A 19,745-nucleotide genomic window follows, 5' to 3' on the forward strand; every position below is an offset into this window, starting at 1 on the left:
GTGGTAGGTCCATCTATGGAAGCTGCTGTCATCATCCTCCTGGGATCGCTTCTCGCCATCGGCATCTTGGTCGCGCTAACGCGGTGGCTCGTCCCGAAAACACTCGCTGAAGAGCCCGAAAGCACTGCTGGCCACTAGTCCTCGATTGCTCACTCGGTGAGCACCTCGGCCGCAATTCGCCCGCTTTCGAGTGCGCCCTGAATCGAACACCAGCGGGTGTAATCGCCCGCAAGCACCACCGCCCCGTCGGGCGCAGTCGGCTCCGGGGTCGTCTCCAGAAACCCGGGCGGCTGGTCGAACTGCGCGAACGGAACCCGCTCGGTGCGACGGTGCTCCAAGCCCGACAGCGACCGTTCTGGATACCACGATTCCAGCGTTTCGCGGACGTCTCTGACGAGTTTTGCGTCGTCTTCTTCGGGTTCCCCGAGGAACGTCGCCGCGAGCAACTGCTCGCCGTCGGGCGCGTACTCGGGGGCGACGGCCGACAGTTGGGCTAGCTGGTTTGGCTGGCCCTCAACAGCGTTCAACAGCAGTCGAGTCCCCGTATCCAGGGGCGTTTCGGTGGGAAGACTCACGTACACCGTCGCACAGCCGCGGGTCCCGGAAGGCGTCTCGACGCCAGTCAGTTCCGTAGCCGTCTGTGGGTCCGTTGCGACGACAACACCGTCGCTATCGACCGTCTCACCGTCGACCGTGACGGTGCCGTCGTCGTCGATCGCGTCGACGGATCTGCCGGTTTCGATACGTGCGCCGGCATTCCGGGCCCGGTCGGCGAGTTGCTCGGGGATCGCTTGCATGCCATCGGCCGGAATTGCTGCCGCGCCTGCTGTGAGCATCTTGAACGTGTATTCGAACACGCGAGCGTCAGTCGACAGCGACCGGTCCAGGGTGATCCCGCCGTAGAACGGCCCAGCGAATCGCTCGATGAACAGCCGGGAGAAGCCCCGCTCAGCCAGAAACGACTCGATCGTCTGGTCGGGTCGGTTCGGATCGAGGATCGTCTCGACGTCTCTGTGTGCCAGCTCCCGCCGGAGACGGAGTACTCGTAATTTGTCCCCGAGGCGCACGTCGCGGTTGAACAGTGTCTGGGTCAGTGTCTTCGGGTCCCGGAGCGGATCAGCGAGCACCGATCGTTCGCCAGGTTTCCCGATCGTCGCCCCAGGCCCGAACCGCCGTAGATCGAGCGCCCCGAGGTCGAGCTCGCGCCTGACGGCCGGATAGCTGTCGAAGACGACCTGGAACCCGCGATCGAACGTGTACCCGTCGGCGTGCTCGGTCCGGACACGACCGCCAATAGTCTCTTTGGCTTCGAAGACGGTCACGTCCTGTCCTGTCTCTGCCAGTCGACTCGCTGCAACCAGCCCCGCGAGACCACCACCAGCGACGAGCACGTCTGTCATACAATACCGTACGATCTCAGTCGGCAAAATTCCACGGCCGGGTTGGCCCGGTACCACTCGCGCTCGACCGGACGACACTTGTCGGCGACGCCCGATACTGTGGCTATGGACGCCGCGGCCACCCCAGTTCAGTTTTGCTGTGTCGAGTGCGATTCGATCGTGCCGCCAGCGGACGTGACGGGGCCTTGCCCGGACTGTGGCGGGACCGTCCGCGTTACGTTCGATCCGGACGCGCTACCTGCCGACCCCACGGCGTTGTCAAGCGCCCCCGGGTCAGGCATTGCCCGCTACTCGAACAGCCTCGACGTGGATCTCTCCGAACTGGCGATGGGCGTTGGTGGTGGCAATCCGATCGGCTGTCCCACGCTCGAAACCACGTACGGTGTCGATTCCCTCGCCGTCGTCGACGAGGGGCGCAATCCGACCGGTAGCGCTGTGGACAGAGAGATGGCGACTGCCGTCGCGACGGCTGTGGCGCGCGGTGCTGATCGCATCGTCCTCCCTTCGACGGGCCACGCTGCACAGTCAGCAGCCGCATACGCTGGCCGGGCAAATATCGAGTCACTGGCCTACGTCCCCTCCCGGACGCCGTTTCTCAACAAGGCGATGACGAACGTCCACGGCGGCGAACTCTCGGTCGTCGAAGGCCGGTACAGCGACGCCGAGACGGCCTTCGTCGATGACGAGGCGACTGGCTTTCCCGTCGGTCCAGGCTCGCCGTTCCGCCGGCTCGGGGCGGCGACACTCGCCTGGGACGGGCTGGCTGGTCTCGACTGGACGGCCCCCGACGCGATCGTCGTCCCTGTCAGTCACGGCCAGCGAGTGGCTGGCATGCAAGCCGGCCTGAAAGCGGCCAGCGAGGCCGGATACGTCGGCTCTCTCCCACGACTGTACGCGATCCAGCCCGAGGGGTGTCCACCCATCGCTGACGCCTGCCAGGCAGCGACAGCGATCGACTCGACCGACGCCCCAGACACTGTCATCGGGCCCCTCGAAATTCCCGATCCGGTCCGTGGAGCGAGCGCGGTAACTGCCATCAGTGAATCTGGAGGCGGGGCGGCGACTGTCTCGGACGAGGATGCCCTCGCGGCGGCTGTCGATGCGAACGCTTCGGCCGGCATCGAGTGCAGTGCCACGGGCGGCGTCGCACTCGCTGGCCTCGAGGCACTGATTGATCGCGGTGCAGTCACACAAGACGAGTCCGTGGTGGTCATCGACCCACTTGCCGCTGCTGGGGAGAGCGATCTCCTGCGAAGCCATTTGATGAGTCGCGGCGTGTGAGTGATCGATACGACCGCACAGCACGTCTTTCCCGTCGAATTACCCAATGTATCGGAGATCTTCCTCAGCCGGAGCCGAGGCGTTGCCTTCCATCTCTTGGATCTTCCGGACGACATCTTCCATCTCGTCTGCACGTTCTTCGAGCGATCCGTAGTCGACCTCGAAGCCGAGTACGTCCTGCAGCACTTCTAGAACCGCCTGGGCGCTTTTCGGATCGACGAGATACCCGGATGTCTCACCCATGAGACAGGCTGCAGGCAGGTCACGGCGCTGTCCGAGCCCGAGCAAGAGCCCGGACACGCCGACGATGCCGCCGGCTGGTTCGTTCTCGCGGAACTCGACCCCAACGTCTTCGAGTTCGTCCGTCAGGCCGTCTGTCGTCGCGGCACCGATCACGTCGTACTCCTCGATGAGTTCGCCGGTTGGGACGCCGCCCAACGCGAAGATGCGCTCGACGCCAAACGCAGCCCCCACGTCCAGAAACGCCTCGACGAGGCCGTAGTGACCCACGTTATCCTGCGCCTGGTGGTCCCCCGAGAGGACGAGCATATCCTGTCCATCTTCCGGCGAGATGGCGTGAAATTCGGCACTTGCGAGTTCGATCCCGTCGTCGATGGTCACCTGTGGGGGAAAGTGCTGAGAGTAAACCCGCCGGACCGGCGTGCTATCGAGTTCTTCGAGCAAGTGTTCGACCGCGAGTTTCCCGACGTGGCCGACGCCGGGTAGCCCTTCGATCAGCACCGGCGACTCCAGATCTACCGCTTCGAGTGTCTCGATTTCGTACTCGTCCATACGGTCTATTCCCGATTGGCGCGCTTAAGTGCGCGTCGATACTCGCCGTACGGATCTTCCGGAGAGAAGGGTGCAGGAGCAGTGTTTTCGGTCGGTGCTCCACATTCGGGGCAGGAATCGGCCAGCGTGTACACCGGGCGTTCGTGGCGATCGCTCCAGACCGCACACACCCGGATGTCGGCTTTCATTCCTCGTCGGTATTGCGCTCGCGGTGGAAGTGGCCGGTGCCACCGTAGTCGGCGATCGTGTCGGCGGCCCGCTGTGCGCTGTCTTCGAGGGCCGTCTCGGCGGTCTTGTAGTCCGGGGCCTGGACCTCGATGCGGTACTCGGGCGCACCGACGTAGGTCACGTCGAGGTCGATCTCCTCGGACACGTCTCCGTCCCCTTCGGCCGCCTGCAAGGCCTCTTTGACTCCATCGACGCCGTCTTTGTCAGGACAGGTCAGGTCGACGTAGCCGGTGACTTTGACGTACGGCACCGAGACGTTCTCGCGAGCCGTCTGGACGATCGCTTCGATATCTTCCTCGTCGAGGTCGGTGTCTTCGAGCGCTTCCGTGCCGTGGATGGCGGCCTGCTCGAAGCCGTCGTACATCGAGCCGAACCCAGAGAGGAGTTCCTCGGCGATGGCACCGTACGTGTCGTCTTCGATGTCCTCGCCGAAGGCGATTGTCATCCAGTTGTCTGCCTTCTGTTCGTTTTTCCACTCCTGGATCTTCTCTTTGCGCTGGTGATCGTTGACGTCCTTGATCGAGAGATCGATCTGCTGGGCGTCCCGATCGACATCGAGGACCTTCGCGACGACGGTCTGGCCTTCGTTGACGTGGTCGCGAACGTTTTTGATCCATCCGGAGGCGACCTCGCTGATGTGGGCCAGCCCGCGCTTGTCGTCATACTCCTGGAGGTCGACAAAGACACCGAAGTCCTCGATCTCGTCGACGCGACCGACGACGAGTTCGCCTGGATCGGGCCAGCCACTGAACTTCATCGTTGCTCGACGGCTTCGATCACGTCGCCTTCGATTGCAGCCTTGCCACCAGTCGGGCGGACCAGCGTGTGTCCACAAACCGCACACGCGATCTCGCTTGCGGCCTTGCCGAAGACGACCTGTTCGTTCTCACAATCCGGACAGCGGACGCTGTAGAAGTTCCCCGCCATTGTTATTCCTGGAACTCCAGTCGACCGGCGCGCCATCCTTCACGGAGGTGGGCGTTGCCACACTCCGCACAGCGGTAGGTCAGGTTGGTCTTTTTGGTCGGCTTGTCGCCACCGGGGACCTTCGAGAATTTGCCGCTGTTCCCGATACCCGATTGGCGCTCGCGCTGTCGACCGTTGACTTTCGTCATTCCCGTGGCCCGGCCCTGACGGACTTTCTCAACCTCGTGTTCGTGGTGTTCGTTGCAGTTGGGACAATAGGTGTTAAACCGGCGTGGCATCTCCATGATATCGACCTTGCGGGTGGATTGGTCAGCCCCGCTTAAAACCCGTTTGGTTCCGAAGCGCCACAGCCGTGGGACGTGGGCCGTTCACACACCAGATCCGTCCCATTGCTCTGGCCACATTGTGGCCTCCGAAGCGCTTAATGCTGTCATGGGCGAAGTCCGGCCAACTGTATGATGCGACTTATCGTCCGTGGCGATCCCGGGATCCGAAAGGGTGCAACTATCGAATACGACGGCGAGCAGTACGTCTGTTTCGGGATCACTCGCCAGGGTGACTGGCACGGGCCGGATCGCCCACAACTGTGGTGTACGATCGGCACGGAAGACGAACAAGAGGACTTCGAACTGCGGAATTTCATCCCGATGCACTTAGCGACCGAAAGTACCGACGCCGAGGCGATCACGGTCCTCGAAGCGGCCTGAGTCTCGTTTTACGACGGCGATCCGTCCAGCGCTGCCTGATCGACCCGATAGAGCGTCACGTCTCCGAACCGCTCTTCGACGGTGACTGCATCCAACTCCTGGATCGTCGTGTCGGAGTACGCTTCACGTTCGAGCGGACCGACGTAGATCAGCTCGACGTCGTAGGCCGCGAGGAGTGACCGCTGGCGGGCGGGCGGACCAGTGAATATCGTTTCGACGTCGCCGACCCGATCCCAGTAGGCGTCAGTCCCGCGATAGCCGACCTCGTGGACCCAGCCCGCGAGCGTCGGCACACCGGTCAGGCTCGACGGTGCGTTGACCCACTGGTAGATATTTGTTCCGGGCTTCGTAACCATGTTCGGCTGCCCCTCGACGTTCTCATCTATCCACTGGATCGCGTCGTACTCGTTGGGATGGTACGTTTCGGCGAACGCGAGCGCGTCGAGTGTCGGGTCGTCAGTCTGGGCGTACCCACCATCCGCCCGGAAGTGGTTCGCCATAGCCAGGCCACCGTATATCGATGTCGACACCAACAAGATGGCCGCCAGGACGCTGAAACCACGTCGCCAACGCGGTCCATCGAAGCCAAGTGATGGGCGTCGATCGGCGAACAGCCCGACCAGTGCAACTCCCATGGCCGTCGCCAGGAGTACCCAGATCTGCATGTAGGTTTTGAAGACGGTGTTCATTCGGCCCGGCCCGGCCTGTTCTTTGACGTAGACGAACTCGACGAGCAGCGCCAGCCCGATCCCACCGAGAATCAGGACCGTCTCGAATCCGGGCGTCGGCAACTCGTCGTACTCGCCGAGTCGTCTGAGTAGCCACCCGACGATCAGCAGGGGCACGAACAGCGCGACGGCTGCAGCATCGACGACCACCGAAAGGATGACGATCATGCCCACCAGCCCTACTGCCCGGAGCGGTCGACGGAGCTGTGGTCTCGCGTAGCGAGCGTAATACAGCGCGAAAACTGCCAGGAACGCCCCGTGGACGATCACGAGGACGCCCAGCCCACTGCGCTCCGGGAGCCAGCCGATCCCGCGCTGGCCACTGGCTGCCTGTAGCCAGAAGGGCAGGGATACCACGCCCCCGATCGCCAGCACGCCGACGCCGGTGATGACCGCGAGGGTGTGTCGAGTGAGTTCATCTCGGACCCAGCCACCGGCGTCGGTCAGCTTCTTCGCCCGTGTGGGGAGCAACGACGTCGGGCTGGCCGGCGCGAGGGCAACTGTCAGCACAGTCAAGCCGCCGATCGAGGGGAACGACCACGTGTTCACGACGGCGAGCATCGCTGCCAGTGGCCCAAGCGCTCCGAGTAGTCCGAGCCGACGACCCCGGGACTCGGCGGGCGTCCGGTAGTAGCCGTACAGTATCGTCGCGCCTAGCAACAGGAAGGGCGTACTCATCATGTGGGCGTGCATGTCGCCGTTGAGCCAGCCGAACAGCGGGAACTCGTTGATCGTCCCTGGGATGATGCGACTCGCCGTCCAGTAGTTGAACTCGCTGAGACTGATCGCCACGCCCCGCAGTTCGAACCCGAGTATCCCAGCGACCGCCTCCGAGATCGCTCCTGGCAATACCAGGAGGATCAGCTTCGCGGGAACGAGCAGGTTACTCGCAAAGCCGACGAAAAGCGCCGACGCGCCGCCGGCGAGACGTGCGGGGTAGCCCCGATGTGCAGCGATAGACTTCCCCAGTCCGTAGGCTGCCGTGACCACCATCGCGTAGAAGCCCGCGTGTGCGAGATTGTATGCAAATCGCGCCGAGGTGTTGGTCAGCCGCGCCAGCAACGACGCCACCAGATGCCCGCCGTAGTAGTACTGCACCGACTCGCCTGCGAACCACATGTCTTCCGGTGGGAGCGTGTTCGCCCGCAGCAGCGACTGGAGTAGCCCGAAATCCAGGAACTTCTCGCCACCGCCGGGATGAACGGCTGGGTCGACTGCTCTGACCGCCACCATGAACAGAAATGCGACGGTGAACACAGCCGCCGTTTCGAGATATATCGAGCGGTCGATCTCGGAGCCACGCAGACGGGCGACGATAGCGAGCCCACCCAACACGGCGATCCCAGCCAACAGCCCAGTGTCGATCGACACACGCCCGAGTACGTAGGTCACGATCCAGACGATCGCAATCGCCGCTGGGATCGCAACGCCGGCACCGCGATCGTCGAGGCGCGACAACACCGCACCAGTGATCGACATACCGATAGCGAGCAGTCCCAGATAGGCGACCAGCCAGACGACGACGGACCCGAATTCCATCACACGCGACAACGAGGAAGTTCCCTAAACGTCTTGTGAAGTCCCCGCCGAGTGTGGTCGGGAATTCGAACTGTTTTTACTCGTTCCCGTGAACGCACAGTCAATGAGTCGGTCCGTCGGACTCGTCGTGCCGGCCTATCGCCCTGACGTCCCTGCCCTCGAATCGTACGTGGCCGCCATCCGTTCTGAGGTCGATCTCGCGACTGTGCGTATCGAGATCGACGACCCGCGCGAGGAGACGATCGAGCAGCTTGACGCCCTCGACGTCAGTGTCAACGCCGTCCCGTACCGACGCGGGAAGGGTGCGGCAATCACCACGGGGTTCGAAGCCCTCGAAACGGATGTCTTCGCCTTCGCCGACGCCGACGGGTCGACGCCTGCTGAGTCGCTCGCAGCCGTCATCGAACCGGTGGCGGCTGATCAGGTCGACCTTGCGGCTGGATCGCGCCGCCATCCTGAAGCCACTATCCAGTCACATCAGACGTTCGCCCGGCGCTTTCTCGGCGATGGGTTCGCGTGGTTCGCTCGTCGAATGCTCGATGCCGAACTCCACGATTACCAGTGTGGGGCCAAGGCACTCTCAGCCTCGGCGTGGGCAGACGTTCGGGGCCATCTCTTCGAGCCTGGCTTTGCCTGGGATGTCGAACTGGTGGCGATCGCTGGTGCATTAGACCTCCGCATCGCGGAAGTGCCGATCACTTGGGAGGACAAGCCCGGATCGACAGTCTCGCCTGTTCGGACATCGCTCGATCTAGCTGGGGCCGTCTTCGCGGCTAGACATCGCGCCAAGCGGCTCAGAGACAGTCGTCTGCACCAGATGATCGCCTCACAGCGAAGTGACGCAACCGCACTCATCGACCGGGAGAGTCAATGACTGACGCTGATTCGCGATTCGGTCGGCACGTCGCATCGCTCCTTTCGGGGGCTCGGTTCGGAAAATTCGTTTCAGTCGGCGTGATCGGGGCGATCAGCGACAACACTGTCCTGGCCATCCTCGGGCTCGGCTTTGCAGTCCCCGAGATGTGGGCCAAGGCAGCAGGAATCGAAACGGCCATCCTCGTTATGTTCGCGGTCAACGAGCGCTGGACGTTCGCCACCGAAGGGACCTCGGGAACGCGAGCGCTTCTCGGGCGCCTCGTGCGATCTCATCTGGTTCGGTCCGGTGGCGTCGCCGTCCAGTTGAGCATCTACTGGGTGTTGACACAGCATCTCGCAGTGACGTTGTACGTCTTCGGGACGGACCTGTGGTTCCTCGCTGCGAGTCCGATCGCCATCGCCGTTGCGATGGTCGTCAATTACGTTTTCGAGAGCCTGTTCACTTGGCAAGTCCACCGTGACGGGGAGGTTGCCGAGCACGGGAAGAAGTAACGGACGGCATCCGAATCACAACCCTTAATGCTCGACCGGGAATACCAAAAGATAGCGGGATGGGATAGCCAGGAGATTCCGGCGGGCTCATAACCCGCAGATCGGTAGTTCAAATCTACCTCCCGCTATACTTTTGCCGCTCACAAACTCGTGGGCGACGAATATTTCATGGAGTCGATTTGAAGTAGACGACGAGAAAGCGAAGCGACCGCCGTTCGGGCAGTTCAGATCGACCGCCCGCTATTTTCTGTCCCGCACAACATCGTGAGCGACGAGGGGGGTTGCGTCCAGGCTGTGCGAGTCGACCGGGACTAACGGTTCAGGTCGGTAGTGCAGGTACCGATCGGTCCCCTTCGAACGAAACGGTAGGAGTCTTATCCGTCGCCGTTCTCGTCGATGACGACGACTTCCATGTCTTCGACGTCGACGTTGATGAGCGTCTTGACGTCGAGGTCCGAATCTGCAACCTTGTTTTCGCCACCGACTTTCTTGATGACGGCAACGATGTCGACGATATCGGCACCGATCTCTTCGAGCGCGCCGGTAATGCCGACGAGCGTGCCGCCAGTCGAGAGCACGTCGTCGAGAACGAGCACCTTGTCGCCCTCGTAGACGTCGTTGACGTACATCTCGCTCTCGGAGTAGCCGGTGACCTGCTGTAGGGAGACCTCTCCCTCGAGGCCATATTGGCGCTTGCGGATGACTACGAGCGGGATGTCAGTCATCAGCGAGACAGCCGTCGAGATGTGGATGCCCATCGCTGCGGGCGTGACGATCTTGTCGACGTCTTCGAGTTCGGCCTTCCGGATGATCCGGATGACGATTTCCCGAAGGAGTTCGGGCCGAAGCATCGGGACGCCATCACTGATCGGGTGGATGAAGTACTGGTACTCTCCTTTCTCGATGACCGGAGCGTCGAGCAACGACTGCTTGAGCCGATCCATGCTGGCGATACTGTACCCGCAATTAAAAGTACCACGTAATCAATCGAGATTTCCGAAGCGTGGGAACGAGACCTTTGACCGCGGCCAGACCAACCGACGGATCGCGATTAGAGCAACGCCACGACTACTAATCCGAGCGTAACGAGTCCTGCCAACACGAGAATGCCGATTCCGATTCCTGCACGTAGGTAGATCCGCGCCGGGGGTTCCTGGCCACGCCAGTTGTCGCTTACTGCCCCCGCAGGCAGCGTCCGCGCAGCGCGGTGGACAAACACGTCGGGGTTGCGAGCGGTCCACATCGCCGTCTCGGCGGTCCGGACGACGAGGCGATCGACCGCGGCGTAGGTTTCAGTGACGCCCACGACAAGGGCACGGATGCCGTAGAATGTGCCGGGGTTGTACAGCGCGTCGATATCCGGGACGGCCCCGCCGACTTTTTCCAGAGGCTTCTTCAGGACGATGAAGCCCACGACGCCGGCCACGGCGAGCGCGACGCCTTCGACGATGTGATCGACTGTGTAGGTCTGATAGACGTGTGAGACGACGTCACCGTCTGTCACGTCGAAGGGCAGCAGGGCGAACAGTGCACCGTCGAAGACACCGAAGAAGACACACAACGCGGCGACGACGACCATCGCGGCGCTCTGACCGAGGTTGGCATCGGCAACGGGGCCGTCGTACTCACCGTGCAAGAATGCGTAGTAGCCAAACTTGATGAAGGATAGGAACGTACCGATCCCGCCCAACAGGAGGAGCCACTCGAGGGTGTGGAAGTCGCCGAATGCGAGTGGTCCCGCCGGGAAGTCGTAGTGACTGCCAGAGATAATCATCCCTTTGCTGACGAACCCGTTGAACAGGGGGAACCCGGCGATCGACAACGCGGCGACGGTGAAGGCGACGGCGGTCAGGGGCATCTCCTTGCCCAGTCCGCCCAGCTTCTTGAGGTTCTCGCGGCCGGTCCGGTAGATTACGACGCCGGCAGTCATGAACAGCAGGCCCTTATAGAGGATGTGGTTGAAGACGTGGGCGAACGCCCCAGCCTGGGCCAGGGCCGTCCCGATGCCGACGCCGGCAACCATGTAGCCGACCTGCGATTGGATGTGATAGGACAGCAGTCGGCGCATGTCGTTTTGCAGTAGGGCCATCCCGGCCCCGAAGACGGCCATCACGCCGCCCATGTAGGCGATCGCGAGTTCGCCCTCGGGGAACGCGCGGTACATGCCGTAGACGCCAGTCTTGGTCGTGTAGACACACAGGAAGACGCTGGCGGCGACGTGCGGGCGCGGGTAGGTATCGGGCAGCCAGGCGTGCAGACCGACGAACCCGACGTTGACGCCGATGCCCAGTGCTGCCAGTGCGGCCGGGAGCCCGGCGGTGATGCCCGCGGTCTCGGGACCGCCCGGGACGGCGGCGAACAGGAAGGTTCCGGTCTCGACGAAGTGCCAGACGATGGCGGCCATGAACAGGCTACCGCCCAGGCCATGCAGGAGAGCGTATCGGAAGCCTGCCCGGACGGCCCGGCCGCCGTAGTCCCAGACCAGCAGCGTGCTCGTGATGGCCATCAACTCCCAGAAAAACAGCAGCGTGAGCCAGTCGCCCGCGAAGACCGCCCCGAGGCTCGTCGCGACGTAGGAAAGCGCGAAGGCGGTCTGGCGGGTCTCGGCGTCGCTGGCCCAGGAATACAGCACGGCGACGGTCCCGATAAATCCGAAGATCAGGCCCATCAGCCGGGAGAACGAATCGACGTGCAACAGGACGGCCTCAAAGCCCAGGAACGGGACCTGGTAGTAGGTCCCTGCGGGCACGAGCCAGGCCCAGCCAGTGACGGCGGCGGTCGCGAGCGCACCGAGAGCGTGACCCGTCCGTCTACCTAGCCACGGGACGATCAGCGCGACGGCGAACACCACAACTCCCGGGACGACAGCATCCAGCATCAGACCAGCACCCCCGTGGCAGCCTCAACGATGTCGACGACGAGTTCGAGGAAGACCGCCTGTGAAGGGACGATCCCGAGGATGACGGCCCCGGTGGCCACCCCCAGAATCGGCCCGAGCATGAACCACGTCGTCTCGGTCATCGGCGTGCGGCGCTCCCAGCCGCCTTCCGGCGGGCCGCCGTGGTGGCCGTCGGCGACGTGATCGACGTGTTCGGGGTGCTCGTCGGCGTCAGATACGTCCTCGACGTGCTCCCCTTCGATCTTCTCACCCCCGCCGTCTGCGACCTGCCCGCCGTCAGCCACTGCCCGCCCGCCCAGCGGGTTCTCGATCAGGGGCTTGGTCCCAACGGCGTCCTCGCTCTCGAAGAAGGCCTGGTAGACGATCGGCCAGAAGTACGCGATGTTGAGCACGCCCGAGACCAGCAACGCCAGCGCGAACACGACCTGATCGGCCTGGAGACTGCCGATCAGGAGGTACCACTTGCTGACGAACCCGGCCAGCAGGGGGATCCCGGCCATGCCCAGCGCGGCAACGCCGAAGGCGGCCATCGTCGCGGGCATGCGCTTGCCGATGCCGGCCATCTCGCTGATATCGTCAGTGTGGGTCTCGACGTGGATCGCGCCCGCACAGAAGAACAGTGTGAGCTTCATGAATGCGTGAGCAGGGATGTGTAGCAGTCCGCCGACCAGAGCGTAGGGGCCGAGCACGCCCAGCCCGAGAACGATGTATGACAGCTGGCTGATCGTCGAATAGGCCAGCCGGCGCTTGAGGTTGTCCTGGCGGAGCGCGATCACGCTCGCCGTGAGCAAGGTAAAGGCTGCGACGGCTGCGAGCACGACGCCAACGCCCAGATCCGCGACGGCCTCGGGGCCAAAGACATCCAGCACGACCCGGGCGATGCCAAAGACACCGCTCTTGACGACGGCGACAGCGTGTAACAGTCCGGAGACGGGCGTCGGCGCGACCATGGCGTCGGGCAGCCAGGAGTGAATCGGCATCAGCGCCGCCTTGACGCCGAAGCCGGTCGCAAGCAGTGCAAAGGCCACCCGCGCGAGCGCCGGGTCCGCTGCGATATCGGCGATCCCGCCCGCGGTGAAGGCGACGGTGCCGGTCATCGTGTAGACCAGCACTGTCCCAGCCAGGGCGGCGACGCCCCCACCGAAGGTGTAGGCGAGATACTTCCGGCCAGCCGCCCGTGCCTCGCTCGTCTCGTCGTGGGTGACTAAGGGGTAAGTCATCACCGTCAGCAACTCATAGAAGACGTACAGGACCACCAGGTTCGGGGCGAAGGCGACCCCGACGGCCGCCGAGAGGCTGCCCGCGAAGGAAGCGAAGTACCGCGTCTGGGCGTGTTCCTCGAGGCCACGCATGTAGCCGATACTGTAGAAACTCGTCGCGATCCAGAGCATGCTCGCGAGTAGCGCAAAGAGCACACCCAGCGCGTCCGCCCGGAGGGCGAACTCGATCCCGGGAACGATTTCGCCGAGGTTCGTCACGTACGTGTCGCCGGCGAGGACGCCCGGGACCATGCTCCCGATCAGTCCGAACTTGAGCACGGCGACGAGGATCGTCCAGGATTCCCGGACGTTGGGTCGTTTCCCGGACGCCAAGATTACGAGTGCTCCGAGTGCCGATACGAGGACGGCCGCAAGCGGTCGCAACGAGAGTATCTCGGTCATGCAGGTCCCTCCATTGTCGTCATACGATCACCCTCTCGAGCGTCGGTTCGAGCAGCGATTCGAAGATCGGTCCGGCGAACCCGAGCGCGACGGCCAGAATGGCCGCCAGAACGACGACGCCGATCATACCGAGCGAGACCGGGCGGTCGTCGGCCGATTCGACGCCGCCGTCGGCAGCGACGTCGGTGTCCTCAGCAACGGCTGCCTCCGCGGTGTCTTCGAGGGGCTCGGCGACGAACATCCGTTCGAGCAGGCGGCCGAAGTACGCGAGCGTCAACAGTGCGCTGGAGACGAGGACCGGGGCGACGACCCAGGCCCCGCCCTCGACCGCGCCGAGGACGATGTTCCACTTCCCGAGGAACCCGACCGTCGGTGGGACGCCGACCATCGCGATGGCCAGGACGGCAAAGGCCACCGCAGGGACGGGCGCCCGCCGAGCCAGTCCGCGGTACCCGTCGACGGTCCGTGCACCGGTCGACAGTGCGATCACGCCGGCAGCGAGGAACAGCCCCCCCTTCATGATCGCGTGACCGACGAGGTGGATCGTCCCGCCCAGAACCGCGGTCTCGTTGGCGATCGCGAACGCGGCGATCACCAGCCCGAACTGCGAGACCGAGGAGTACGCGAGCATGCGCTTGACCTCCGTCTGCATCACCGCCAGGGCGCTGCCAGCGATCACGCTGAGTGCGGCGATCCAGACGACGGCAGTCTGGAGGATCGGGTTCGCTGCGAGGAACTCGACGGTAAAGACCGTGAGGATCGTCCGCGCGAGTGCGTAGGCCGACACTGTCGAGACCAGCGCCGCGACGTACGCGGAGACGCTGTCCGGGGCGAACCTGTAGGCGTCAGGTTGCCAGACGTGCAGCGGATAGATCGCGGTCTTGACCGCCAGGCCGCCGACCATCAACACGAACGCCGCCTGGACGAGCGTCGCGTCGTAGCCGACAGCGGCCAGCTGGTCGGCGAGGTCGATCATGTTCAGGGTCCCCGTCGCGATGAACGCGTAGCCGACCCCGAGCAGGTAGATCGACGCACCGACTGTCCCGATGATGAGGTACTTCAGCGCGGCGACGGCCGCCCGACCGGACTCCCCGCTCGCGATCAGTGCGTAGGTAGCCAGGCCGGTGATCTCTAAGAAGACGTAGAGGTTGAACGCGTCGCCGGTCAGGGCCATTCCGGAGAGTCCTGCCAGCAATAGCAGGTACTCGGCGTAGAAGGCCGACGAACGCGGCCCGGCCCGGCGAGCGTAGACGAGCACACCAGCAGCGACAACCGCGACCAGCAGTGCCACGATCGCCGAGAGGCCGTCGACGACGAGTTCGATGCCCGCGGGCGGGGCGAACCCGGCGAGTTCGTACCGGATGCGTCCACCGGTCGCGACAAGCCAGGCCAGGGTCGCTGTGACGGCGACCTGTCCGATGGCGACGACGGCGGCGATCGGCCAGCCGACCCGATCGAAGCGGATCCCGACCGCGATAGCCAGCGCCGCCCCGACGATCGGGAGCGCGACCGGCAGCACAGCGAGATCACTCATTGGCCAGTACCTCCCGGAGGGTGTCTTCCTCCAAGGTCCCGTACTCCCGATAGATCCGGACGATCAACGAGAGTGCGACGGCTGTCAGGCTCACACCGACGACGATCGCCGTCAGAATGAGGACGTGCGGAAGCGGACTGACGTAGGTCGCCTCCGCGCCGCCGTGGCCGACGATCGCCGGCACGCCATCCTCGACGTAGGCCGAAGAGATGAAAAACAGGAAGATGCCCGTCTGAAAGATGTTCATCCCGATGACCTTCTTGACGAGGTTCGGCGACCGGATCATCACGTAGACCCCGATCGCGAGCAACACGACCATCGCCACGTACCCGTACCGGGCGAGTAATGCGTCGATCATGCCTCATCGACCTCCTCGGAGACGCCTGCAGCGAGCAGGAAGAACAACGACGTGATCACGCCTGCGACGGTCGCACCGATCCCGAGTTCGACGAGTTCGATCCCGTACTTGCTGGCGTGATGGATGCCGTAGACGGGATACTCGAGAAAGCTACCGCCGAGAACGATCGCACCGAGTCCGACGACGGCGAAGACGACGACGCCGGTGACGGCCGCGATCGCGAGCAGCGAGGACCCGAGCCACTCGCGGGTCGGTTCGATTCCGTAGGCAAAGGCGAGCATGAGGATCACTGCGCCGGCGATCACGCCGCCCTGGAACCCCCCGCCAGCGGATTCGGCACCGTGGAACATCACGAACAGGCCAAAGGCGAGGACGAACGGGGCGACGACTCTGACGGTCGTCATGATGATCGGACTCTCGACGTACGTCGAGGGCGTTTCCTCACTACTCATGCAAACACCTCCCGTTTGAGGACGACCAGCAGTGCTGTCCCGGCGGCGAAGACGACGACCACCTCGCCGAAGGTATCGAATCCACGATAGGCTGCCAACACGGCTGTGACGACGTTCTCGACGCCGGTCGCACTGTATGCGTCCGCGAGATAGGTCGTCGTGACGGCATCGGCCGGTACTGCAGCGTTCGGGTCGCCGATCCGGGGCAGTGCCGGGACAGTCGCGCCGATCGCCAGCGCGAACGCACCGGCGACCGTCAGTGGACCGAGTTTGACGCGCTCGACCAATCGGTCCCCGGGCGCACGGACCGTCTTCGCGATCGTTACCAACAGGAGGATCGTCATCGCGCCGGCGCCGACCGCCGCCTCGGTGAGGGCCACGTCGGGTGCCTGCAGGAGTACCCAGATGACCGACACGCCGAGGCTGTAGGCCGCAAAGGCGATGATCGCGGCAAGGACGTCACGCAGCAGCGCAGTGACCAGTGCCGTCAGGATCACGAAGACGAGCACTGTCGCCATCAGCGGCGACAGCATCAGGATTCACCCCCTTCGTCGTCGGTCGTCCACGGTTCGATCCCTTGGTCGTCGGCCGCCCGGACGATGGCGTGGGCAGCCGTCGGGTTCGTGATGAACATGAACACGAGCAACAACAGCGTCTTGACGGTCGGTGTGTGTGGCCCGAAGGCGAGAGCCACGGCAGCGAGTGTCAGCACGGCTCCGAGCGTGTCGCTCTTGGAGGTAGCGTGGGCTCGCGTGTAGAGATCCGGCAGACGCAACACGCCGACCACTGCGACGAACCCGAAGAACGCCCCGCCCGCGACAAGCGCGACGATGAGGTATTCGACGGGCGTCATATGACCCCTCCGCGTTCGACGGTGAACTTCGAGATGGCAATACTCATAAGGAAGTTCAGCAGGGCGTAGACGAGGGCGATATCGAGGAAGCCGGGTTCACCAAGTGCCGCGGCTATCAGTGCAATCGCGACGACCGTGTTCGAGCCGATGAGATTGACCGCGATAACCCGGTCTTGCATGGTCGGCCCCTGCCAGACCCGATAGAGGGTGATCACGGCAAAGGCGATGAATGCGGCCGCCGTCCCGAGTAGTGCGCCCGTCACCACCGGATCGAGTCCCGACGCCATTAGGCTGACACCTCCGCGGAATCGGTTTCGTCGTCTGGGGATTCGTCTATATCGCCCCGTTCACGAGGTGAGGGGATCCGGGCCGCCGACCGGCCGTAAAACACGAACCGGATGGCACGTTCAAGTCCCCCATCGAAGAGGTCAGACCGGGCCGAGGCCGTCAACGAATGGACGTGGAACTCCTGATCGTCGACGTCGACCGTCAGCGTCCCCGGCGTCATCGTGATACTGTTTGCCAGTCCCGTCACCGAGAGCTCGTCCCAGACCATCGCGTCGAAGCCGACGGTCTTCGGGTCGATCGGAAGTTTCGGATCGAGTATCACTTTCGCGAGGGCGACGTTGGCCTTGGCGATCTCCCAGAGGAAGTAGGGAACGAACAGCAGCCCCCGGACGAAGATCCGCGGCCACCGCCGCCAGACTGGTGGCCGGGAAAACGTAACTCGCGAGAGGAGACCGGCAACGATGCCGGCGCTGATCGCCCCGGTCGCGAGGTCGAACGTCCCCGCGAACCCACCGATTACAAGGTAAAATAGATACGAGACGCCGAACACCGCCAGAAACTGCCCGATCCCGCTACTCCGGACGAGACGGGTGCGGCGAGCCGCCCGATCGATCGGTGCCTCCTCGACAGTGAGGCCAGCGTCCCTGAGCCCTTGCTCTAACGGACGCAAGAGTGGAACCCGGCCGCCGGGGGCGTATTCCGGGTCGACAACGACGCGTTCGAGTCCGTGTTGCCGGGCGTAGTCGGTGATCACCTGGGCGAAGTCGTCCGGCCGGAACAGGTACTCATCCACACCGAGGACTGCTGTTTCGATCGCGATCGATTCCGGCCGATCGTCTTCGTCGACGTCGGCGTCCTCTCGGGCCCAGACAGTCGCCCGTTCGAGGAGGTCAGCGCCGTCCGAGCGCTCTTCCTGGAACGTTCGACGACCCTGTGCGTAGACGAAGTGAACAGTGGCCTGACGGCCACGTTCGCCGGCTCGTTCCCGGGCGTCCCGTACCGCGTAGGCGACGGCGTTCCGGAGCGTCTCCGACGGTGCCACCGGAACCAGGACGTCGAGTGGTCGATCGTCGGGCGGCTCCTCAGCCTCCACGACGCGCTGGGCGTTGGTCATTGGCTACGTATCCGTCACATTACAGTCCCCAAAGAAAACTACTGCGTTCTTCCTCGCTCGATCGGATTGACAGGTTTCTCTCCCGGAGCAGTTTGGCATTTTACTCGTTTTGGACGTCTGCTTGGGGCGCCCACGACCGATATCGAATAGGCTGCTCGACCCTCACGACAACGTTCGGCTTAGCTCGTCGGCAATGCGCCCGCCAAGCGCCGCTTTCGACCCGCTGAATTCGGTAACAGCGTCGTCCTCGACCAACAGCGCCCGCGTCTTTTCGCCCCCGGCGGCCCCAGTGTCGTTTGCGACGACAAGAGAGAGGGCTACCCGCTCGAGGAGATCGCGCGCTGCCTCGATCATCTCGTCGTCGTCAGCGCCGGGTTCGAGCTTGAAACCGATCATCGGCAAGTCGGGGGCCCGCTGTCTGACCTGATCGAGAAGCTTCGGTGTCGGCTGTAGTTCGAGCGTCAGTCTGTCCTGTCCGGAGCGGATTTTCTCGTCACGGCGCTCGACCGTGTAATCGCCGATCGCTGCTGCCGAGACGAGCGCGTCGGCACCAGCGGCACACTCTTGGGCGGCAGCGACCATCTCGGCTGCCGTCTCGACGTTCTCGACGGTCGCGTAGGGGACGTCCGGCCCGTCGTGCAACAGTGTCACGTCTGCACCCCGGACGTAGCAGGCTTTCGCGATCGCCCGGCCGGTCTTTCCCGACGCCCGGTTCGAGAGTGTTCGTATCGGATCGACTGCCTCCGTCGTCGCGCCGCCGGTGACGACGATCGACTCACCCGCAAGCGGCCGCTCGCCCGCGGCGCGTGCCGTTTCGAGAACGATCGCTTCCTCGCTTGCGATTTTTGCCTTCGACTCCTCGATGCGCGGATCGGCGAAGGCGACACCCCACGAGTCCAGGCGTTCGATGGCGTCTAAGACACCCGGATGATCGTACATCGGTTCGTGCATCGCAGGCGCGATCACGACGGGGATGCCTGCCCCGAGCGCTGTCGTCGCGCAGGTCGTTACCGGCGTATCGTCGATCGCCGCGGCGATTTTCCCACCGTGTTGGCTGTCGAGGGTGCGATCAACAGCACGTCTCCCCACGGGTCCTCGCCGAAGAACGTAACGTGCTCGACACTGCCGCCGATCTCCGTGATGACATCGCCGTCAGTCGCCAGTTCGACCGCCCAGGGATGGATGATATTCGTCGCTGATTCGGTCATGATCGCCCGGACTGTCGCCCCACGGCGCCGGAGTTCGTGGGCCAATTCGACGGTCTTGACCGCTGCGATAGACCCTGTCACTCCGAGGACGACGTTCGTATCTTCGAGCATTGCTCGGCGATTCGAGAGCCGGTCGCAAAAGTCATTCCACCGCGCCCCGATAGCTGACGGACCACCGAAAGCGGGCGCCCCCCAAGCGACGGCATCTTCTTCTCGCCTTGGCCACCGAAAGCGAATGGGTTCGTCTCGTCGTCACTCTTCTCGGCGCGTTGTTTGGCTATCGGTCGCCTGTGGCTCGTCTCCGAGGCCGGAACGATGCCGTCGGGCGGACGCAACGTCAAGACGCTTCGAGCGTTGCTGTCATCTGCTGCTCGCTGACGTACCTGCCCGCCCAGACTTGCCACGTCC

The 19,745-nt window shown here is 63.8% G+C and carries 22 protein-coding genes, 1 tRNA gene and 1 pseudogene; 6 read left to right on the forward strand and 18 right to left on the reverse strand.

Annotation, left to right across the window (positions count from 1 at the left end; all coding sequences use genetic code 11):
- Nucleotides 1-15: 15 nt before the first annotated feature.
- The gene (locus Hrd1104_RS13430) at nt 16-138 is read left to right on the forward strand and encodes a hypothetical protein (RefSeq protein WP_255470250.1); all 123 of its coding nucleotides are present in this window, start codon (nt 16-18) and stop codon (nt 136-138) included.
- An 11-nt stretch (nt 139-149) separates the two neighbouring features.
- Here Hrd1104_RS13430 and Hrd1104_RS04440 read toward each other — a convergent pair whose 3' ends face one another.
- Complete coding sequence (locus Hrd1104_RS04440) at nt 150-1,400, reverse strand: NAD(P)/FAD-dependent oxidoreductase (protein ID WP_154551613.1); 1,251 nt, start codon at nt 1,398-1,400, stop codon at nt 150-152.
- A gap of 105 nt (nt 1,401-1,505) precedes the next feature.
- Between Hrd1104_RS04440 and Hrd1104_RS04445 the strand changes: the two genes are divergently transcribed.
- Entirely contained in the window at nt 1,506-2,681 is a 1,176-nt protein-coding gene (locus Hrd1104_RS04445) for a pyridoxal-phosphate dependent enzyme (protein ID WP_154551614.1), read from the forward strand.
- A 39-nt stretch (nt 2,682-2,720) separates the two neighbouring features.
- On the opposite strand, the gene Hrd1104_RS04450 is transcribed toward Hrd1104_RS04445, so the two are convergent.
- Genes Hrd1104_RS04450 through Hrd1104_RS04470 form a run of 5 tightly spaced genes read right to left on the reverse strand, consistent with a single transcriptional unit; the run spans nt 2,721 to nt 4,912 of the window.
- Nucleotides 2,721-3,473: a proteasome assembly chaperone family protein gene (locus Hrd1104_RS04450; protein WP_154551615.1), complete on the reverse strand. Its 753-nt coding sequence runs from the start codon at nt 3,471-3,473 to the stop codon at nt 2,721-2,723.
- A 5-nt stretch (nt 3,474-3,478) separates the two neighbouring features.
- Nucleotides 3,479-3,661: an RNA-protein complex protein Nop10 gene (locus Hrd1104_RS04455; protein ID WP_154551616.1), complete on the reverse strand. Its 183-nt coding sequence runs from the start codon at nt 3,659-3,661 to the stop codon at nt 3,479-3,481.
- Nucleotides 3,658-4,458 (reverse strand): translation initiation factor IF-2 subunit alpha, encoded by an 801-nt coding sequence (locus Hrd1104_RS04460; RefSeq protein WP_154551617.1) that lies wholly within the window; start codon nt 4,456-4,458, stop codon nt 3,658-3,660. The genes Hrd1104_RS04455 and Hrd1104_RS04460 overlap by 4 nt, the downstream gene beginning before the upstream one ends.
- On the reverse strand, nt 4,455-4,628 hold the full coding sequence (locus Hrd1104_RS04465) for a 30S ribosomal protein S27e (protein ID WP_154551618.1): 174 nt from the start codon (nt 4,626-4,628) through the stop codon (nt 4,455-4,457). The genes Hrd1104_RS04460 and Hrd1104_RS04465 overlap by 4 nt, the downstream gene beginning before the upstream one ends.
- A 2-nt stretch (nt 4,629-4,630) precedes the next feature.
- On the reverse strand, nt 4,631-4,912 hold the full coding sequence (locus Hrd1104_RS04470) for a 50S ribosomal protein L44e (RefSeq protein WP_154551619.1): 282 nt from the start codon (nt 4,910-4,912) through the stop codon (nt 4,631-4,633).
- Between the two features lie 171 nt (nt 4,913-5,083).
- Between Hrd1104_RS04470 and Hrd1104_RS04475 the strand changes: the two genes are divergently transcribed.
- Nucleotides 5,084-5,335, forward strand: coding sequence for an HAH_0734 family protein (locus Hrd1104_RS04475; RefSeq protein ID WP_154551620.1), 252 nt, complete (start codon nt 5,084-5,086; stop codon nt 5,333-5,335).
- An 8-nt stretch (nt 5,336-5,343) separates the two neighbouring features.
- Here the strand turns inward: Hrd1104_RS04475 and Hrd1104_RS04480 are convergent, their stop codons facing one another.
- On the reverse strand, nt 5,344-7,602 hold the full coding sequence (locus Hrd1104_RS04480) for a DUF2298 domain-containing protein (RefSeq protein ID WP_154551621.1): 2,259 nt from the start codon (nt 7,600-7,602) through the stop codon (nt 5,344-5,346).
- Between the two features lie 103 nt (nt 7,603-7,705).
- Between Hrd1104_RS04480 and Hrd1104_RS04485 the strand changes: the two genes are divergently transcribed.
- The 3 genes from Hrd1104_RS04485 to Hrd1104_RS04495 all read left to right on the forward strand — a co-directional run bounded on the left by Hrd1104_RS04485 (nt 7,706) and on the right by Hrd1104_RS04495 (nt 9,098).
- Nucleotides 7,706-8,476, forward strand: coding sequence for a glycosyltransferase (locus tag Hrd1104_RS04485; protein WP_154551622.1), 771 nt, complete (start codon nt 7,706-7,708; stop codon nt 8,474-8,476).
- The gene (locus tag Hrd1104_RS04490; RefSeq protein ID WP_154551623.1) at nt 8,473-8,970 is read left to right on the forward strand and encodes a GtrA family protein; all 498 of its coding nucleotides are present in this window, start codon (nt 8,473-8,475) and stop codon (nt 8,968-8,970) included. Before Hrd1104_RS04485 ends, Hrd1104_RS04490 begins: the two co-directional genes overlap by 4 nt.
- Before the next feature lie 53 nt (nt 8,971-9,023).
- Nucleotides 9,024-9,098: transfer RNA gene (locus tag Hrd1104_RS04495), tRNA-Met, on the forward strand.
- Nucleotides 9,099-9,344: 246 nt separating this feature from the next.
- Here Hrd1104_RS04495 and hpt read toward each other — a convergent pair.
- The 11 genes and pseudogenes from hpt to coaBC form a co-directional block, all read right to left on the reverse strand.
- Nucleotides 9,345-9,914, reverse strand: a complete 570-nt coding sequence (gene hpt, locus Hrd1104_RS04500; RefSeq protein ID WP_154551624.1) for a hypoxanthine/guanine phosphoribosyltransferase — start codon at nt 9,912-9,914, stop codon at nt 9,345-9,347.
- 107 nt (nt 9,915-10,021) lie between these two features.
- Entirely contained in the window at nt 10,022-11,848 is a 1,827-nt protein-coding gene (locus Hrd1104_RS04505; RefSeq protein WP_154551625.1) for a Na(+)/H(+) antiporter subunit D, read from the reverse strand.
- Nucleotides 11,848-13,530 (reverse strand): cation:proton antiporter, encoded by a 1,683-nt coding sequence (locus Hrd1104_RS04510; protein ID WP_154551626.1) that lies wholly within the window; start codon nt 13,528-13,530, stop codon nt 11,848-11,850. The genes Hrd1104_RS04505 and Hrd1104_RS04510 overlap by 1 nt, the downstream gene beginning before the upstream one ends.
- A 19-nt stretch (nt 13,531-13,549) precedes the next feature.
- Nucleotides 13,550-15,064 (reverse strand): monovalent cation/H+ antiporter subunit D family protein, encoded by a 1,515-nt coding sequence (locus Hrd1104_RS04515; protein ID WP_154551627.1) that lies wholly within the window; start codon nt 15,062-15,064, stop codon nt 13,550-13,552.
- Complete coding sequence (locus tag Hrd1104_RS04520) at nt 15,057-15,422, reverse strand: cation:proton antiporter subunit C (protein WP_154551628.1); 366 nt, start codon at nt 15,420-15,422, stop codon at nt 15,057-15,059. The genes Hrd1104_RS04515 and Hrd1104_RS04520 overlap by 8 nt, the downstream gene beginning before the upstream one ends.
- The gene (locus Hrd1104_RS04525) at nt 15,419-15,874 is read right to left on the reverse strand and encodes an MnhB domain-containing protein (RefSeq protein ID WP_154551629.1); all 456 of its coding nucleotides are present in this window, start codon (nt 15,872-15,874) and stop codon (nt 15,419-15,421) included. Before Hrd1104_RS04525 ends, Hrd1104_RS04520 begins: the two co-directional genes overlap by 4 nt.
- Entirely contained in the window at nt 15,871-16,407 is a 537-nt protein-coding gene (locus Hrd1104_RS04530; RefSeq protein ID WP_154551630.1) for a DUF4040 domain-containing protein, read from the reverse strand. Before Hrd1104_RS04530 ends, Hrd1104_RS04525 begins: the two co-directional genes overlap by 4 nt.
- Nucleotides 16,407-16,727: a monovalent cation/H(+) antiporter subunit G gene (mnhG, locus tag Hrd1104_RS04535; RefSeq protein ID WP_154551631.1), complete on the reverse strand. Its 321-nt coding sequence runs from the start codon at nt 16,725-16,727 to the stop codon at nt 16,407-16,409. The genes Hrd1104_RS04530 and mnhG overlap by 1 nt, the downstream gene beginning before the upstream one ends.
- Nucleotides 16,724-17,014 (reverse strand): cation:proton antiporter, encoded by a 291-nt coding sequence (locus Hrd1104_RS04540; protein WP_154551632.1) that lies wholly within the window; start codon nt 17,012-17,014, stop codon nt 16,724-16,726. Before Hrd1104_RS04540 ends, mnhG begins: the two co-directional genes overlap by 4 nt.
- Nucleotides 17,014-18,129 (reverse strand): monovalent cation/H+ antiporter subunit E, encoded by a 1,116-nt coding sequence (locus tag Hrd1104_RS04545; RefSeq protein WP_154551633.1) that lies wholly within the window; start codon nt 18,127-18,129, stop codon nt 17,014-17,016. The genes Hrd1104_RS04540 and Hrd1104_RS04545 overlap by 1 nt, the downstream gene beginning before the upstream one ends.
- A gap of 162 nt (nt 18,130-18,291) precedes the next feature.
- Nucleotides 18,292-19,448, reverse strand: a pseudogene (coaBC, locus tag Hrd1104_RS04550) (bifunctional phosphopantothenoylcysteine decarboxylase/phosphopantothenate--cysteine ligase CoaBC).
- Nucleotides 19,449-19,745 lie beyond the last annotated feature (297 nt).

This window comes from Halorhabdus sp. CBA1104 (assembly GCF_009690625.1).
Classification (GTDB): domain Archaea; phylum Halobacteriota; class Halobacteria; order Halobacteriales; family Haloarculaceae; genus Halorhabdus.